General features: G+C 72.1%; 17 protein-coding genes. 6 read left to right on the top strand and 11 right to left on the bottom strand.

The annotated features are described in order from the left end of the window. Positions 1 to 75 precede the first annotated feature (75 nt). On the bottom strand, positions 76 to 1,389 hold the full coding sequence (locus ACH4U8_RS38200; RefSeq protein ID WP_395782763.1) for an AGE family epimerase/isomerase: 1,314 nt from the start codon (positions 1,387 to 1,389) through the stop codon (positions 76 to 78). Positions 1,390 to 1,739: 350 nt separating this feature from the next. Between ACH4U8_RS38200 and ACH4U8_RS38205 the strand changes: the two genes are divergently transcribed. The 3 genes from ACH4U8_RS38205 (at position 1,740) to ACH4U8_RS38215 (ending at position 4,715) form a co-directional block, all read left to right on the top strand. Next, positions 1,740 to 2,513, top strand: a complete 774-nt coding sequence (locus ACH4U8_RS38205) for an ATP-binding cassette domain-containing protein (RefSeq protein WP_395782764.1) — start codon at positions 1,740 to 1,742, stop codon at positions 2,511 to 2,513. Continuing rightward, complete coding sequence (locus tag ACH4U8_RS38210; RefSeq protein WP_395782765.1) at positions 2,510 to 3,640, top strand: ABC transporter permease; 1,131 nt, start codon at positions 2,510 to 2,512, stop codon at positions 3,638 to 3,640. The genes ACH4U8_RS38205 and ACH4U8_RS38210 overlap by 4 nt, the downstream gene beginning before the upstream one ends. Positions 3,641 to 3,749: 109 nt before the next feature. Beyond that, positions 3,750 to 4,715: an ABC transporter substrate-binding protein gene (locus ACH4U8_RS38215; RefSeq protein ID WP_360310806.1), complete on the top strand. Its 966-nt coding sequence runs from the start codon at positions 3,750 to 3,752 to the stop codon at positions 4,713 to 4,715. Positions 4,716 to 4,835: 120 nt separating this feature from the next. Here the strand turns inward: ACH4U8_RS38215 and ACH4U8_RS38220 are convergent, their stop codons facing one another. From ACH4U8_RS38220 to ACH4U8_RS38265, 10 genes are all read right to left on the bottom strand, one after another. Further along, the gene (locus ACH4U8_RS38220; RefSeq protein WP_360310808.1) at positions 4,836 to 5,405 is read right to left on the bottom strand and encodes a septum formation family protein; all 570 of its coding nucleotides are present in this window, start codon (positions 5,403 to 5,405) and stop codon (positions 4,836 to 4,838) included. A 102-nt stretch (positions 5,406 to 5,507) separates the two neighbouring features. Beyond that, complete coding sequence (locus tag ACH4U8_RS38225) at positions 5,508 to 6,134, bottom strand: S26 family signal peptidase (protein ID WP_395782766.1); 627 nt, start codon at positions 6,132 to 6,134, stop codon at positions 5,508 to 5,510. Continuing rightward, positions 6,131 to 7,948 (bottom strand): ABC transporter ATP-binding protein, encoded by a 1,818-nt coding sequence (locus ACH4U8_RS38230; RefSeq protein WP_395782767.1) that lies wholly within the window; start codon positions 7,946 to 7,948, stop codon positions 6,131 to 6,133. Before ACH4U8_RS38230 ends, ACH4U8_RS38225 begins: the two co-directional genes overlap by 4 nt. Continuing rightward, entirely contained in the window at positions 7,945 to 8,490 is a 546-nt protein-coding gene (locus tag ACH4U8_RS38235) for a peroxiredoxin family protein (protein WP_395782768.1), read from the bottom strand. The genes ACH4U8_RS38230 and ACH4U8_RS38235 overlap by 4 nt, the downstream gene beginning before the upstream one ends. Continuing rightward, complete coding sequence (locus ACH4U8_RS38240) at positions 8,490 to 9,014, bottom strand: MauE/DoxX family redox-associated membrane protein (protein ID WP_360310816.1); 525 nt, start codon at positions 9,012 to 9,014, stop codon at positions 8,490 to 8,492. The genes ACH4U8_RS38235 and ACH4U8_RS38240 overlap by 1 nt, the downstream gene beginning before the upstream one ends. 339 nt (positions 9,015 to 9,353) lie before the next feature. Next, positions 9,354 to 9,488: a hypothetical protein gene (locus ACH4U8_RS38245; RefSeq protein WP_281174555.1), complete on the bottom strand. Its 135-nt coding sequence runs from the start codon at positions 9,486 to 9,488 to the stop codon at positions 9,354 to 9,356. Positions 9,489 to 9,710: 222 nt separating this feature from the next. Next, positions 9,711 to 10,430 carry a class F sortase gene (locus ACH4U8_RS38250; RefSeq protein ID WP_360310818.1) on the bottom strand — a complete coding sequence of 240 codons (720 nt, stop codon included), beginning with the start codon at positions 10,428 to 10,430 and terminating at the stop codon, positions 9,711 to 9,713. Positions 10,431 to 10,460: 30 nt separating this feature from the next. Continuing rightward, positions 10,461 to 10,895: a hypothetical protein gene (locus tag ACH4U8_RS38255; RefSeq protein ID WP_395782769.1), complete on the bottom strand. Its 435-nt coding sequence runs from the start codon at positions 10,893 to 10,895 to the stop codon at positions 10,461 to 10,463. A 212-nt stretch (positions 10,896 to 11,107) separates the two neighbouring features. Continuing rightward, on the bottom strand, positions 11,108 to 12,862 hold the full coding sequence (locus tag ACH4U8_RS38260) for a SpoIIE family protein phosphatase (protein WP_395782770.1): 1,755 nt from the start codon (positions 12,860 to 12,862) through the stop codon (positions 11,108 to 11,110). A 48-nt stretch (positions 12,863 to 12,910) separates the two neighbouring features. After that, the gene (locus tag ACH4U8_RS38265) at positions 12,911 to 13,930 is read right to left on the bottom strand and encodes an ACP S-malonyltransferase (RefSeq protein ID WP_379988581.1); all 1,020 of its coding nucleotides are present in this window, start codon (positions 13,928 to 13,930) and stop codon (positions 12,911 to 12,913) included. 568 nt (positions 13,931 to 14,498) lie between these two features. On the opposite strand from ACH4U8_RS38265, the gene ACH4U8_RS38270 reads away from it, so the two are divergent. From ACH4U8_RS38270 to ACH4U8_RS38280, 3 genes are all read left to right on the top strand, one after another. Beyond that, positions 14,499 to 14,849: a hypothetical protein gene (locus ACH4U8_RS38270; RefSeq protein WP_395782771.1), complete on the top strand. Its 351-nt coding sequence runs from the start codon at positions 14,499 to 14,501 to the stop codon at positions 14,847 to 14,849. Between the two features lie 43 nt (positions 14,850 to 14,892). After that, a complete protein-coding gene (locus ACH4U8_RS38275; RefSeq protein WP_360310828.1) occupies positions 14,893 to 15,801 on the top strand; it encodes a Gfo/Idh/MocA family oxidoreductase in 909 nt (302 codons plus the stop codon). 74 nt (positions 15,802 to 15,875) lie between these two features. Beyond that, positions 15,876 to 16,364 carry a hypothetical protein gene (locus ACH4U8_RS38280; RefSeq protein ID WP_395782772.1) on the top strand — a complete coding sequence of 163 codons (489 nt, stop codon included), beginning with the start codon at positions 15,876 to 15,878 and terminating at the stop codon, positions 16,362 to 16,364. Positions 16,365 to 16,375: the final 11 nt, after the last annotated feature.

Below are 16,375 nucleotides of genomic sequence, written 5' to 3' on the forward strand. Positions count from 1 at the left end.
GAACCGGGAGCGGGGGAGTGGGGCCGGCCCCGAGCGGACGCCGGCGGTGCGAAGCGGCAGTCGGGGTCGGTCGGTTCAGCGGCGGTCGTCGGTTCGGCGGGCGGCTCGACGCAATGCCTCGGCGAGGGTCGGTGCGGACCCCAGCCGGGGCAGCAGGGTGGCCTGTACCGCGTGGTACACGTCGGGTTTCCCCTGCCAGACGGTGGCCGAGGGCCGCGCGTCGGGGTCGAGTTCGTGATGCCAGCTACCGTGCTTCCGGTCCAGGAACACTGCGTCGGCATGCTCCCACCACGCTCGGTACAGGTCATCGTAGTAGGCGACCCCGGTGGCCCGACGCAGTGCCGCCGCCGCCGCGATCGCCTCGGCCTGGACCCAGTGCATCCGGGTGCGTACCACCGGCCGTCCGGTCCAGTCGAGCGTGTACACGAAGCCCGGCCGGCCGTCCGCGTGGCCGCCTTCGCGCACCGCCGCCGCGAACAGCGCCTCCGCGTCGGTACGCAACCAATCGGGCGGGTCCGGCAACGACGCGGCAAGCGCGAGCAGCAGCCGGGACCACTCGAAGCCGTGGCCGACGGTGGCGCCGTAGGGGCGGAACGGATCGGCGGGACGGTCGTGGTGGTACTCGCGCTGCGGCGTCCAGTCCGGGGCGAAGTGCTCGACCAGCCGCCATCGATCGGCCCGCGCGTGGTCGTGCACGACCCGCTCGGCGATGCGCAGGGCGCGGGTGCGCCAGTGCTGTTCGCCGGTGGCGTCGGCGGCGGCCAGGAACGCCTCCACGGCGTGCATGTTGCTGTTGGCGCCCCGGTACGCCTCGCCGGTGGTCCAGGCCCGGTCCCAGGATTCGGCGCAGGCGCCCCGGTCGGCCTCCCAGAACCGGCGCTCGACGACGTCCAGGGCCTCGGCGAGCAGGGCGGGCGCGCCGCGATGGCCGGCGGCGCACGCGCTCGCGGCGGCCAGCACGACGAACGCGTGGTCGTACATGCGCTTGCCGTCCGGGCGTTCGGCGTCCGGCACCGGCCGCCCGGACCGGTCCACCAGCGGATGCCAGCCGCCGTGCTCGCCGTCCCGCAGCAGATCCGTCAACGCGGCGATTCCGTGCGCCACGAGCGCGGCCGCCTCGTCCGGCCCGACATCGCCGGCGTCGCCCCCACCCGCGCCCTGCCCCGCACCGCCGACCCCCCGCAACCGCGCCAACGCGAACACGTGCGTCATCCGGGCCGTCACCCACGTGTGCACCACCCCGTCCGCGACCGGCCGACCGGTGTCGTCCAGCCAGCCGAACCCGCCCTCGGCCAGCCGGGCGCCCCGGGCGAACCGGATCAGTCGGTCGCATTCCGCGTCCAGCCAGGCCGCGTGTTCGGGGGAGTCCCCCAGGGGTTCAGCCGCCATGTGCCGCACACTCCCTCTGACATCGTTGTCACACGGACCGTACCGGGCCGTCGACAAGCTGTCGACATCCCGCCCGCCGGCTGCTTCCCGGATCGGCCGCCGAGCCGGATCGACTATGGCCATTCGCCGCAATCCCCAACAGATCAGCGTGAGTTCCGGGCCGAACCCGAGATCCGCGAAACCCTTGACACCCGCCCATCGGGCCAGCACTGTACTGACACCGTTGTCAGGCGGTCGGCGACCCGGTTCGCTCTCGCCTCCGTCCTGACACACGTGCGAACTCGTGGTGCCCCGGCCCCGGCCGAGCCGGCTCGCGGTGAACGACCCGACAACCCGAAGGAGTTGGGCACGTGCAACCCCTGATCGAAGGTCGGGGCCTGGTCAAGCGGTACGGCCAGGTCCAGGCCCTGCGCGGCGCCGACTTCGCCGTCTTCCCGGGCGAGGTCGTCGCGCTGATCGGTGACAACGGCGCGGGCAAGAGCACGCTCACCAAGACCCTGGCCGGCACCGAACGACCGGACGCGGGCGAGATCCTCTTCGAGGGCCGGCCGGTGAGCATGGAACGACCCACGGACGCCCAGGAGTTGGGTATCGAGACGGTCTACCAGGACCTGGCCCTGGCGCCCGATCTGGACGGCGCGGCCAACCTCTTCCTGGGCCGCGAGCTGCTGCGCCGCGGTCTGGCCGGGCGGTTGGGCGTACTGGACAAGGCCACGATGCGCGAGCGGGCGATCGAGGCGTTCGCCCGGCTCGGCGTCGAGTTGCAGGACATCGACGCCCCGATCGGGACGCTCTCCGGCGGCCAGCGACAGAGTGTGGCCATCGCCCGCGCGGTCGCCTGGGCGGACAAGGTGATCTTCATGGACGAGCCGACCGCAGCGCTCGGTGTGCTCCAGCGCGGTCGGGTGCTGGAGGTGATCCGCCGGGTCCGGGACAACGGCATCGCGGTCGTGCTGATCAGCCACAACATGCCGGAGGTGTTGTCGGTCGCGGACCGCGTCGAGGTGCTGCGGCTGGGTCGACGCGTGGCGAGCCTGACCGCCGCGGACACCACGGTGGAGGACCTCGTGGGCGCGATGACCGGCGCCCTGGACGGACTCGACGGGCAAGGAGCACCGGCATGAACCTCGACAAGACGGCCACCCCACCGGGGCACCCGGACCCGGACGGCGACCGAGCCGACGGGCAACCCGCGACACGCGGCGGTCGGGAACACCCGGCGCCCGTGCCGCAGGCCGACCAAGTCCCCCCGGACGCCGGATCGTTCCTCCGCCGTGTGGTGTGGCGCCGGCTCGCCCGGAGCAACTCGTGGTGGACCTTCCTGGTCCTGATGGTGCTGGTGACCGCCTTCTCCGTCATGCGACCCGAGCAGTTCCCCACCACGTTCAACCTGCGCAACGTGGCCACCGACGCGGCGGTGTTGCTGATCGTCGGAGTCGGGATGACCTTCGTGATCATCATGGCCGGCATCGATCTGTCGGTCGGCTCGGTCCTGGTCTTCGCCGGCGTCGCCGCGGCCAAGACGATGACCGCCGTCGCCGGACCGGACGCGGGCTGGGGCGCGATCCTGCTCGGCGTACTCGCCGGTCTCGCCGCCGGCGCCGGCTGGGGCGCGTTCAACGGCTTCCTGATCGCCAAGGCGCGGGTGCCCGCGCTGATCGTCACGCTCGGCAGCCTGGGCATGGCGCTGGGCCTGGCCCAGGTGTTGACGGAGGGTCAAGACGTCCGGGGCGTGCCCACCCGGTTCACCGACACGATCGGCAACGGCCGATTCCTGGGCGTTCCCTGGCTGGTGGTGATCGCGCTCGTGGTCACCGTGCTGGGTGCGCTCGTGTTGGCCACGACCCGCTTCGGCCGGCGTACCTACGCGGTGGGTTCCAACGCCGAGGCGGCCCGGCGCGCCGGGATCGCCGTCGATCGACACATGATCGAGGTCTACGCCCTGTCCGGCACCCTGGCCGGGCTCGCCGGGGTGTTGTCCCTCGCCCGCTTCACCACCACCACGATCGGCGGCCACGCCAACGACTCGCTCGGTGCCATCGCGGCCGTCGTCCTGGGCGGCACCAGCCTGTTCGGCGGCATCGGCACCGTGGTCGGCACGCTGATCGGCGTCTTCATCCCCGCCATCCTGCAGAACGGCTTCGTCATCCTGGGCGTGCAGCCGTTCTGGCAGAGCGTCGCGGTCGGCGCCGTGTTGATCGCCGCCGTGTACGCCGACCAGTTGCGCCGCCGCGGCCGGCAACGCCGCTGACCACCGCGGCCGTTCCCGGACCGCCTCGATCCGACCCGCCACCCGCTCCGGCCCACCCCCGCCGCACGGCCGATCGTTTCGCCCCACCACCGCCAGGAGGCACTGCCCGATGAAGACACCGACGTACGTCGCCGTGACCATCGCCCTGACCGCGGTCGCCACCCTCGGCGGGTGCAGCGACGACGGCGGCTCCGGGGGCGGACGCAAGATCACCTTCGTCCAGGGCGTCAAGGGCGACGAGTTCTACATCTCGATGGCCTGCGGCGCACAGCAGAAGGCCAAGGAACTCGGCGTCAAGCTCGATGTGACCGGCGCGGACAAGTGGGACGCCTCGCTGCAGACCCCCGTGGTCAACGCCGTCGCCGCCAAGAGCCCGGACGCCGTACTGATCGCTCCCACCGACACCCAGGCCCTGCGCCAACCCGAGCAGCAGCTCAAGTCCCGGGGCGCGAAGGTGATCGAGGTGGACACCAAGCTCGACGACGGCTCGATCCGCGAGACCGCGATCTCCTCCGACAACGAACGCGGCGGCATGCTCGCCGCCCAGACCCTGGCCGGTCTGCTCCAGGACCGGGGCACGGTCGCGGCGATCAGCGTCAAGCCCGGCATCTCCACCACGGACGCCCGCCTGAAGGGCTTCGAGACGGAGATCAGGAAGCACCCCGGCATCACCTACCTCGGCGTGCAGTACAACGACGACGACCCGGCCAAGGCCGCCTCCATCGTCACCTCCACGATCGCCTCGCATCGCGACCTGGTCGGCGTCTTCGCGGCCAACGTGTTCAGCGGGGAGGGCGCGGCCACCGGCATCGAACAGGCCGGCAAGGCGGGCCAGGTCAAACTGGTCGCCTTCGACGCCACCCCGAAGCAGGTCGAGGCGCTGCGCAAGGGTTCGATTCAGGGCCTGATCGCGCAGAAGCCGTTCGACATCGGCTCCCAGGGCGTCGAACAGGCCGTCGCCGCACTCGACAAGAAGCCGGTCCCCAAGAACATCTCCACCGACCTGGTCGCCGTCACCAAGGAGAACGTGGACCAGCCCGACGTGAGCAAGTACCTGTACAAGGGCGCCTGTTGACCCGACCCGAACCCGACCCGGCGACCCCTCGACCGCTCGGCCCCGCCGGCTCGACCCCACCCGTTCGAAACACGTGATCGGCCCCCGTAGGCGACTACGGGGGCCGAGGTCACGCCGACGCTACTTGACGATCGTGGTCAGCGGCTGCTTGTCCTCGCGCTCGATGATGCACGCCGCCTGGTGGTTGCCGTGGTTCCACGACTCCATGTCGAGCGGGTACGAGTACGAGAAGCCGAGCTTGGGCGACGCGGGCTGCCGATCCAACAGCGGGCCGATGTACTGCTCGCACAGTTCGCCGACCTTGTCCTCGTAGCCCGCGGTGAGCGGCGTCACCGACGCCGGCAGGTCGAACGCCTTGCCGACCTGGCCGCTGTGCGGCTTCGCGCAGGAGACGTCCGTGGTCTTGGCGCCGTCCTGGTTGATGCACTGGCCGGTCTTGTACGTGAAGGCGTCGATGATGTCGGCCGTGGACGTGCCCGTGGCGCTGCCGGTCGGCTTCGTGGTGCCGCTCGGCTTGCCGGTCGGGCTCGTGGTGGCCTTCCCCGTGGATGATGCGGTCGAAGAGACGACGGGAGCCTTGCTGCCCTTGTCGTCCTTGTCGTTGCCGAGACAGCCGGACAGCAGACCGGTGGCGGCGACGACTCCGGCCACGGCCGGCGCGAGTACGCGCAGGCGGTGGGAGGTGGGCATGTGGGACACAACCTTTCGCTTTGGGACGCCCAAGATCCTGTCGCGATCCCACACCGAAATGTGGAGGGAAACGGCGCTTGCTTTTTTGCGAAGTCGAGAGGATCAGTCCGCTCGTGGTTCACCCCGCGCCGCACCCGTTCCCGGTCCGCTGCCATCGTCGCCCGTCGGCGCCGCCCGCACCAGCCCCCGGCGGGAAGTTCGTCGCCCGCCCGGCGGCGCGATCCGGCGCACCGCCACCCCGACCACCTGGTCCCGGTGCACGAAACCGTACGCGCGCGAGTCCCAGCTCGACGCGGCGTTGTCGCCCAGCACGACCAACGCGCCGGCGGGCACCGCTTCCCCGGCGGCGTCGCGCAGCACCGGGAAACGGTCCACCGGCACCGGATCACCCGCCACCGCCACCGCACGCTTGACCATCAACCGCCCCCGCGGCACCGGGGCCAGATCGGTGCGTTCCGGGATCGCGGCGAGCACGGCCGCGTCCAACCGCCGCAACCCCGGCGGCAGTCCGGCCACCACCGGCGGATGCGGGACCCGGACGACCACCACCCGACCGGTCCGCACCCGCCCGGTGCGACGCACCAACAAGCGATCGCCCGGGAAGAGCGTGGGTTCCATGCTCGGACCCTCGACCGTGGCCACCAGGTAGCGCCGGCGCACCCACAGCAGCGCCGCCGCGCCCGCGCCCGCGCCCACGAGCACAACAGGCGCGATCCGGGCCGGGTTCACTTCGCCTCCCGATATCCGGCCGCCTGGAGCCGGAACAGGCTCGCGTAGTGGCCCTCGTCGTCGAGCAGTGCCTCGTGCGAGCCCTGTTCGACGATCCGACCGCGGTCCAGGACCACGATCAGGTCCGCGTCGCGCACCGCGCCGAGCCGGTGCGAGATGAGCAGACTGGTGCGACCCTCGCGGTGTTCGCGCATTCGGGCGTGCACCTCGTGCTCGGCCTGCGGGTCCAGGCCCGAGCTGGGCTCGTCCAATATCATCAGCTCCCGCCCGGCGCGGACGAACGCCCGTGCCAGGGCCAGGCGTTGCCACTGGCCGCCGGAGAGCACCACGCCGGTGTCCGGGTCCTCCTTGTCGGCCTCGCTGAAGAACATCCGGGTCAGCAGCGTGTCGTAGCCGCGTGGCAGGGCGGCGAGCCGGTCGTGGATGCCCGCGCGTTCGGCGGCGGCCTCGATCCGGGCCCGGTCGCCCAGGCTGTCCGGGTCGCCCATGGCGATGTTCTCCGCGGCGGTCAGGTCGTAGTTCATGTGGTCCTGGAACACCGCGCTGATCCGCCCGCGCAGTTCGGCCGGCGCGATGTCGCGCAGATCCACGCCGTCCCAGGTGATCCGCCCCCGGGTCGGGTCGTACATCCGGCACAGCAGCTTGACCAGCGTGCTCTTGCCCGCCCCGTTGAGTCCCACCAAGGCCACCGCCCGACCGTGCGGGATGCGCAGGTCGACGCCGCCCAGCACCCAGGGGTGGTCGTCGCTGTAGCGGAACCACACGTCGTGGAACTCGATGCCCACGCCCGGCTCCGGCGCGGGTGCGCTCTCGGTGGCCGAGGCCAGATCGGGTTCGGCGCGCACCACCGCGACGTAGTGGGTCAGGCTCAGGAGTTGGCCGTGCGCGGAGGCGATCGAGGACACCAGTCGGTCCAGGGCCGCCTGGATGCCGCCGACCGCGGCCACGAACATGGTCACGTCGCCGACGCTGAGGGTGCCGCGCCGGGCGGCGGTGACGGCCCACCACAGACCGCCGCCGGCGACCGCGGCGCCGAGTGCGCCCAGCACCGCCTGGGTGCCGAACTCGCGCAGGTCCATTCGGCGTTCGGCCGCGTTGGCGCGGCGCCGCTCGTGCATCATCCGGGTACGCAGGAACGGGCCGACGCCGAACAGCCGGATCTCGGTGGCCGCTTCGACGTCGGTGAGCAGTCGGCCGTAGAAGAACTCCCGGCGGTGCACCTGTTCGAAGTCCCACTGCATGCCGGCGCGCAGTCGGGACAACCGCAGTTCGGCGACCAGCACCGGGATTGCGGCGAGCAGGACCAGCCCGGTCATCGTCGGGCTGAGGATCAGCAACGAGCCGACGAAGCCGAGCAGCGTCAGCGCGCCCTGCACGGTGCCGCTCGCGCCGTCCACCAGGACGCCGAAGCCGGCGGTGCTGCTGCGTCCCAGGCGCAAGCGGTCCAGGAACGCCGGGTCCTCGAACCGGCGCAGGCCCACCTGGCGTTCGGCCGCCGCGAACAGGCGGTCGGTGCCCACCACCCCGGTGGCCCGGCCGATCTGGGCGCGCAGGTAGCGGCCGATCCCCGGCAGCATGGTGGCGACCAGTCCGGTGACCGCGAGCGCGAGGGCCAGGCCGCCGATCGCGCCGTGTCCGTCGGTGAGTCGGTCGATGACCAGCTTGGTCAACCACGCGATGGTGATCGGCACACCCGCCGACCCCAGCGTCACCGCCAGCGACCCCAGCGCCTGGGCGGGGGCCGCGTGCCGGGTGAGCGACATCGCCTCGCGGGCGGCGGCGAACAGGTCGCGGGCGTCGATCCGTGGGCTCACGCGTGCGCTTCGCTGGGCCGATGGCTGTTCTCGGACGCGCCGACGGCGGGCAGATCCGTCATCTTCAGGCCGGCCGCCAGCACCCGCCGATCCGCGCCGAGCAGGTACATCGCCGGCGTCCAGGCATTTCTGAACGCGGCCTGGACCACGCCGTCGTACTCCTCCACGATCACCCGGGCCACCGGGGTCAGCAGCGCGAGCAACTCGGCGTCGTCCCCGGCGATCACCGCCAGCGTGCGCTCGCGACCCAGCGAGCGGGCCCGCTCGGCGAAGCGCGGTGCCTGTACGTGGCAGGGCTCGCACCCGGCGGAGAAGAAGCCGACCAGTCCGCCGACGTCGAGGTCGCCCACCTGTTCGCCGGTGGTCGTGGTGGCGGTGAACACGCCGGGGCGCTTGCCCGGCCCCAGTTCGATCGGCGGCCCGGACGCGGTCGCGGTCTGCGGTTGTGGTGCGCGCAGCCTGCGCAGCACGCCGAGCAGGAGCACCAGGTTGAACGCGCTCACCAGACCGATGAGCACGACGGCGGCGACAAGTATGGGCATCAGGCATTCCTCGCGAACAGGTCGACGATGTCGTCCAGGGAGATGAGCAGGAGCGCGCCGAGCAGCCCGGCCACCACCGCGACGGCGCTGCCGGCGAGCGCGGGCGGCAGGTCGGTGGGGGAGGCGAGGCCGGTCGCGGACAGGCCGGCGATCGAGGCGGCGAGCAGGATGCCGTTGCGCACCAGGTGGCGCGGGCCCAGCGGCGCGTCGGAGGCGCCGAAGCAGCGGCAGGAGGAGCGCCGACCCCGGCGCAGCGCAGCGCCGACGGCCGCGGTGAACCCGGCGAGCAACACGCCGGCGACCGCGAAGCCGACGCCTCGGGTCGGCGGGACCAGGACGAGCACGGGCACCGAGATCTCCCCGGCGACCACCGCGTACCCGACCGGCCGGGTCGACCCGGCCCGCAGCGGCAGCAGGCCCGGTATGGAGTCGACGAAGCCGGCGAAATCGCGGAGCTTGGCGACCGCGGCGACGGCGAATACGAGGCCGATCAGGCAGGCCGAGCCCAGGTATATGTAGCCCACGGTTGTCCCCCTTTTTGGCGCGCGGAAACGGCGGGCGGCGAAAGTTCACCGCCCGCCGTCGAGTCCGGCAGGATCGCCCAACCGATTTCGAGGTCGCGCTACACGCACATTCGCCAATTCGGGGTGCCGAAGATACGTGTCGTACTACGCCGAACGCAGTTGTGGATGCGATCCTCGGGACGTCCGCCTTGTGGGTGGTCCGCCCCGATAATGACGGCGCGATAATTAATCCCGCTGCGGGCAATCCCGCTGCGCGATATTGCATCGCGGAATATCACCAACGGCCGCGACGGGCGGAGACGGACGAACCCCGCCCGCCGACGGCTCCGGGGCCGAAGGTCAGCAGTTGCCGACGCGCGTGGTGGTGCAGCCCTCGTCCTTGCAGCACTGATACAGGAAGAGCACGCCTCCACCACAGAAGTAGGTGTTGCTACAGCCTGCCTCGACCGTGGCCTTTTGGGTCAGTCGGTTCAACAGACGATCGGCGAGACGCATCATGACGTCTCCTCTCCCGGCCGGGTGGGCCGTTTGGATTGGTAATCGGATTATTGCCAGTTCCGCTTTTTATTCGCAAGACCCAAATCACCAACCATCGGAGATGATCAAGGAATGATCGCCGCGCCCGATTTCCGGCGGCCGGGCGCCGCGAATCGGCTCGATCCGCCGAATACGATGGATAGGCTCGATATGGCGGGCCTACGGGACGAGGTGGGCGAAAACCACGACGTTGCCGGAATAGTGCGTCTTCTTGCTGTAGGTGCCGCCGCAGGTGAGGAGCCGCAACTCCGGTCGGGTCGCGTCGCCGAAAACCCGCGCGGTGGGAAAGTCGTCCCGGGCGAACGCCTCGACCCCGTCCACCACGAACGCCGCGACGCTGCCGTCCGCGCGGTCGATCTCGATCCGGGAGCCGCGCGGCAGCGCGCCCAGCGGATAGAAGACCGCGGGACCGGCGGCGGTGTCCACGTGCCCGGCGATCGCGGCGGTGCCCTTCTCGCCGGGCGTCACGCCACCCTGGTACCAGCCGGCCAGATTGCGATCCCCCTGCGCGGGCACGTCGATGCCGCCCGCCTGATCCAGGCCGACCCGGGCCAACGGAGCCGAGATGCCCAACTCCGGGATCCGGATCCGGGTCGGGATCGACGCGCGCATCGGCGCCGGCTCGGGCGGCGCCGCGGGCGGCGTCGTGGACGCGGCGGGATCGGTGGGCCCCGCGGGGGTCGCCGAAGCCGCGGGATCCGCGGCGGACGCCGCCGGCGTGCTCGGCACCGCCGCCGCGGCGGGCGGGCGCGGTGGTGGTGCGGCGGCGTCGTACCCGGCGTACAGCAGCCCTGCGCCGCCGATCGCCAGCACGCCGGTGGCCGCCGCCCAGAACAGGCGACGGCCACCGGGTCGGTGCTGCCGATCCGCGGCACTCACGGGTGCCTCGGGTGCGGAACGGGCCATCGGTCAGGCGAGGTTCGAGGTCCGGCGGCGCAGCGCGACGAAGCCGGTGCCGGCCGCGCCCGCGAGCACCAGACCGCCCACCGCGAGCAGCGCCGGGTCGGCGCCCTGGGTGCCGCCGAAGCCGGCCGTGGACGCGGTGGTCGGCGCGCTGCCCATCACGTGCAGGCTGCCGATCAGTTCCTGGCCCTCGCCGCAGACCACCTTGACCTCGTAGTCGCCGGTGGCCACGTCCTTGATCGTGGCCTGGCCCTTGACCTCGTCGCCCTCCCGGGTCAGGGTGGCGGTGGCCGTGAACGCGTCCGAGGAAGCGGTCGCCGTGTTCGCGGTGCAGTGCTTGTCGTCCGACAACAACACCGTGTCGCCGGGGCGACCGGAATCGGTCTGCATCGGCGTGGCGGCGAACGCCGCACCGGCGGAGCCGCATACACTGAGAGTCACGATGGTGCCGACGACTGCGAGACGGGCACAGCGCATTTCGTCCTCCAATGGACATGCGGAACCGAACCCGACAGAACGGGTCACAGGGGAAGTCCCGCTACAAGGAACGTAAAAAGCCGCTCAACCCCTCGCCACCGCTGGCCGCCGAACGGTGGATCACGCCGGGCGTCGGAGTGGAACGCGCCCGCCCCGGGGTTTACCGGCACACCCACTCACCCCGCGCCGGGCACCTGCCGGGCGGCCATCACCGCGATGTCGTCCTCCACCGGCGGCACCACCAGGCGATCCAGGATCGTGTCCACCAGCGCCTCCAACGGCGCCGCCGGCACCGGACGCAGCGCCGCCAACCGCGCCAACGACACGTCGATGTCCTCGTCCCGGCGCTCCACCAGACCGTCGGTGTACAGCACCAACACCGAGCCGGGCACGTTCGGCCGCACGTACGCCGCGTACCCCCCACACCCGGTGCCCAGCGGCGGACCGGTCGGCAGCTCCACCAGCCGGGTTCCGCCGTCGGCCTCCACCAGCAACGGCGGCAGATGCCCGGCGTTGGCGAACGTGGACACCCCCGCGCCCGGATCCACCAGTACCAACAGACACGTGGCCACCCGCTCCAGCCCCGCCTCCTCGCTCATCCGGTCGGCCCGCGCCAGGATCTCCTCCGGCGACAGCCCGCCCGCCGCCAACACCCGCAACAGCGCCCGATAGTGGCTCATGTCCACCGCGGCCTGCACGCCGTGCCCCATCACGTCGCCGACCGCGAGCAACGTGCGCCCGTGCGGCAGCGCGATCGCGTCGAACCAGTCGCCGCCCACCTCCACGCTGCGCCCGGCCGGCAGATAGCGGGTGGCCAGCTCGATGTCCGGATGCGGCGCCTTGGGCCGGGCCAGCAGGGCCCGCTGGAGCGCGAGCGCGACGCTGTGCTCGCGCGAGTACCGCCGCGCGTTGTCCACACATGTGGCCGCGCGGTGCGCGAGGTCGCGGGCCGTCTCCACGTCGTCCTCGGTGAAGGTCGGCGAATCGCCGGCCCGGACCAGGCTCAGCGTGCCGATCGCCTCGCCGCGCGCGATCAGCGGCACCAGCAGCGCCGAATGCATCGCCGCCTCCCGGTAGACCGCCACCCGGGACGCGTCCGGCGCGGTCGCCCGCAACCTCTCGTCGGAGGGCCGGTTGTCCACCACCGTGCACCCGGTCCGCACCACGCGCGCCACGTCCGCGCCCGGCTGGTAGTCGATGTGCTCGCCCGGCCGACCCAGGATCGCGCTGAGGTAGCGCAGCTCCGGGATCGAGCTCCACGCCGCCCGGCGCAGCCGCACGGTGTCCGGGGCCGGGCGCGGCCGACCGACCTGCTGATCCGGGTCGGCCGGCTCCACCAGTTCCACGCCGACCACGTCCGCCAGCACCGGGACCAACAGATCCACCAGCTCCCGGCACGTGGTGTCGATGTCCAGCGTGGTGCCGATCTCCAACGCGGCCCGATCCAACAACGCCAGCCGACGATGCGCCTGATCCAGCGCGAGCCGGGTGCGCCGGGACTCGGTGACCTCCATCAGGATGCCGACGATGCCGAACACGCCGTCCCGGTCGTCGAGTCGGTGATAGGCCGCGTGCCACCACCGGGTCTGCGGTACGCCGTCCACGACGCGCACACCGGTGATCGTCGCCTCGCGCGCGATCCCGTCGGCGAGCACCGCGCGCAGCACGTCCTCGGGCACGTCCAGCCCCGGAAACGACTCGGCGATGGCGAGCCCGACGTGTTCGCTCGCCGGCCGGCCGTCGATCCGCGCCAGCGCCGGATTCACGTACAGATGACGCAATTCCGGGTCCAGGATGCAGATCGGGGCCGCGGTCTGCTCCAGTACGCGACGCAACAGGCGCAATCGGGCACGCACCGACAATCGCGAGTCCGCGCCGAGCAGTCCGCCCACGCCGAACTCTTCGTCCGCCGGGTCGACGTCGTCGTGCAAGCCGGAGTCTCCTTGGGGTCGCGGTCTCGGTGGGTGGGCGCGGGTCGTTCAGCCGGTGGGTACGTCGGACGGCTCCGCGAGGGCGGCCAGGTCCTCGTGCAGCAGCCCACTCGCCCGCAGGACGCCGGCGACCCGGGTCAGATCGGCACCGGCCGCGACCGGCACCGCAGTGCGCACCCGGGCATCGGCCGAACGGGCGAACGAACCGAGTACATCGCGGGCGCCCGCCTCCACGAACACCTCGATGCCGCGCTCGCGCAACGTGGTCACCGCGTTGCGATAACGCACCGGGTGCCGCAGTTGGCCCACCACCCCGTCACGCAGCTCGCGCTCGTCGGCGTAGTCGCGGCCCAACAACGGCGACAACACCGGATAACGCGGCGCCCGGAACTCGATGTCCGTCCCGAGCCGGCGCCACTCGGTGGCGGCCGACTCGCGCAACCGATTGTGGAACAACGTGCGCACCGTCAACGCCCTGGAGACGACCGACTTGCGCTCCGCCAGCGCCGCGAACGTGGCCAGCGACTCGTCCGGCCCGGAGACCACGGTGTGCTCGGCCGAGTTGTCGCAGGCCAGATCCAGACCGGGCAACTGCGCCGAACACAGCAGTTCGAGCGTGTGCCTCGGTGCCAGGCGCAGGGTGAGCAGACCACCCGGATCACTGGTATGGAGCGTGCACGCCGCCGCCCGGGCCAGATACAGCCGGGCGCCGTCGCCCGCCGTGTACACCCCGGCCGCGGCCAACGCCGCCATCTCGCCCAGGCTGTGCCCGAGCAGCACGTCGGGACGGATCCCGAAATCGCCTTCGAGCAGCCGGAACGCGGCCAGCGCACCGGCGTAGATGGCCAGATGCAGGGACAACTCGTGCCGGTCCATCAACTCGTGTGCGTCCGGCGCCTGGGGATCGACGAGCAGACGCGAGGGGGACAACGTGGTCCCGTCGCCGACCGCGTCGTCGACCTCGGCCAGGGTGTCCCGGACGGCGGGCCGATCCTGGAGCCGGCGCAGTGCGCCCGGCACATAGGAGCCGACGCCGGGCATGATGATGGCGGTGCGTGGCACGCTCACGGAGACTCTCCCTGGGCTCGGTGGTCTCTGCTGCCATGGCCGGGAGGTTCACCGAACCCCGGCCACGGGTCGAGGGGACGACTTCGGAGGGTGGCGGTGGGACTGCGCCGCGCGATCTCGCGGATCGACCCCGGTCATGGCGGAAACCCGGGCTCGCGTGACGGGGGCGCGCGTCCGGGGCGGATCGGGATGGGGGCTGGGCCGGGCGTAGCGGCTGTGCGATGCGGTTCGGTGACGTTCGACGACGTCGGGTGTGGGTCGGCGGGGTTCGGTGGATGGGCTCGATTCCAGGAGAGTCGAGCCGGCGGGGGAGCGCAACCGCGCCCGGCCCCGCGGGCTGGGGCCCGGGCCGAGCGGGCGCCCCGACGGGCGGGCAACTCACGTGGTGTCGACGGGAGCTGACTGCCAGTCAGACCGGCCTGCGGGCGGGCATTCGGCGGCATGCGGACCGCCATTCGGGGTATTCCATCCGAGTGGTCCACGGCGCGCCCCGCGACGGTCGCCGATTCGGGTGGGCGTCGTTGCCGGCCCGTCGCCTTCGGTCGCCCCGATCGTTGGTCCGAACGTGATGAACCCCTGTCGTGTACTGGCCGCCGAGCTCGCCTCGGCCGCCGCGCTCGTCGCATTCGCGTCCGCCGCGCCCGTCGCGTCGGCACCCGTCGGGTCCGCGCCCGTCGGGTCCGTGCCTCGCGCCTCCGCGCCGGTCGTGTCGGGTACCGAAGCCGACCCGGGCACCACCGTCGTGGTCGCCGGCGACGGCTACCACGTGGCCGCGGGCGACGTCGTGGTCCGGCTCGCCGCCGGCGAGCGGGCCGCCGTGGTCGAGATCGCCCGCCACGGCGACGGGCCCGACGTGCGGATCCCGGTCGGCGCCGAACGACCCCGCCGAACCGGGATGCATATGCTGGCGGGGCCGTGAACCGGACGAGTGGCCCGGCGGCGCCGGCAGGAGGAGTGGCCCGATGAAGGTTGGCGTCATAGGTCTGGGCGACATCGCGGAAAAGGCGTACCTGCCCCTCGTCTCGACCCTGCCGGAGCTGGACCTGCGCCTGTACACCCGCACACCGGCGACGCTGCGCCGGGTCGCGGAGACCTACCGGGTGCCCGTCGAGCACCGGTTCGCCGACCTGGACGGGTTGCTCGCCGAGGGCCTGGACGCGGCCTTCGTGCACGCGGCGACCTCGGTGCACCCGGAGATCGTGACCCGGCTGATCGAGGCGGGCGTGCCCACGTACGTGGACAAGCCACTGGCGTACGCCCTGGACGAGAGTGCGCGCCTGATCGAGCTGTCCCGGGCGCGCGGCGTGGGCCTGATGGTCGGCTTCAACCGGCGCCATGTGCCGGCGTACGTGGAGAGCCGCGCCCTGCCGCGCGACCTGATCACGATCCGTCGCAACCGTGTCGACACCGCACGCGAGTTGCGTACGGTCGTCTTCGACGACCTGATCCACGTGGTCGACACGCTGCGCTTCCTGGCCCCGGGCGAGATCGAGCACGTCGACGTGCGGGCCCGGGTGGTGGACGGGCTCGCCCAGCACTTCGTGCTGCACCTGGCCGGCGCGGGCTTCAGTGCGATCGGCACGCTCAACCTGCGCAGCGGCTCGAACGAGGAGATCCTGGAGGTTTCCGGTCGGGACGCCACGCGCGAGGTGTACAACCTGGCCGACGTGGTCGACCACCATCAGGGCCGCCCGACCACGCGCCGGCGTGGCGACTGGACCCCGATCGCCCGCCAACGCGGGATCGAGCAGGTGGTGCTGACCTTCCTGGACGCGGTCCGCACCGGCGTCTTTCCCGACCTGGACGACGCGCTGCGTACGCACGAGATGTGCGAACTGGTGGTCGGCGAGGTGGAGAAGCAACTCGGCTGAGTGCGACGGGCGGGATGCGGCGGCGTCGGTGCGGCGCCGGCGTCGGGCGGGCGATGCGTCGGATGAGGAGGGGAATGGACCTGCGGGCGGAGTTGGCGCCACCGATGGTCGAGCCGAGCCGACTGGCCGAGGTGGCCGCCGGGATCGAGCGGATCGGTGAGCTGATTCGAGGCGGGGGCGGATCGGGCGCGGTGGAGGCCGCGTTGGCCGACTTTCGGGCGGCGACGGGGCACGACTATCCGATCGGGGCCTTCGTCGAGTACCACGGGTCGCGCACGCTCGCGGAGTTCGCGCTGGAGGCGGCCCGACCGGCCTGGCCCCGGGTCGCCGACATCACCCGGGCGGAACTGGTGGAGATCGTCCGGCGGATCCTGGCCGGCGACGCCGAACCAGACTGGTATCTCCTGGTGTTGACCGTGAACGTGCGGCACCCGGCGGTGAGCGACCTGATCTTCGGCCGGTCTGCCGAGGCGGACGGTCCGTTGTCGGCCGGCGACGACTTGCTCGGAGTTGCCGAGGCGATCGTGGACGAGGCGTCGGCCCATCGCCCGATCGTGCTGTGATCGCCCGCGGG

This window comes from Embleya sp. NPDC020886, assembly GCF_044333915.1.
Classification (GTDB): domain Bacteria; phylum Actinomycetota; class Actinomycetes; order Streptomycetales; family Streptomycetaceae; genus Embleya.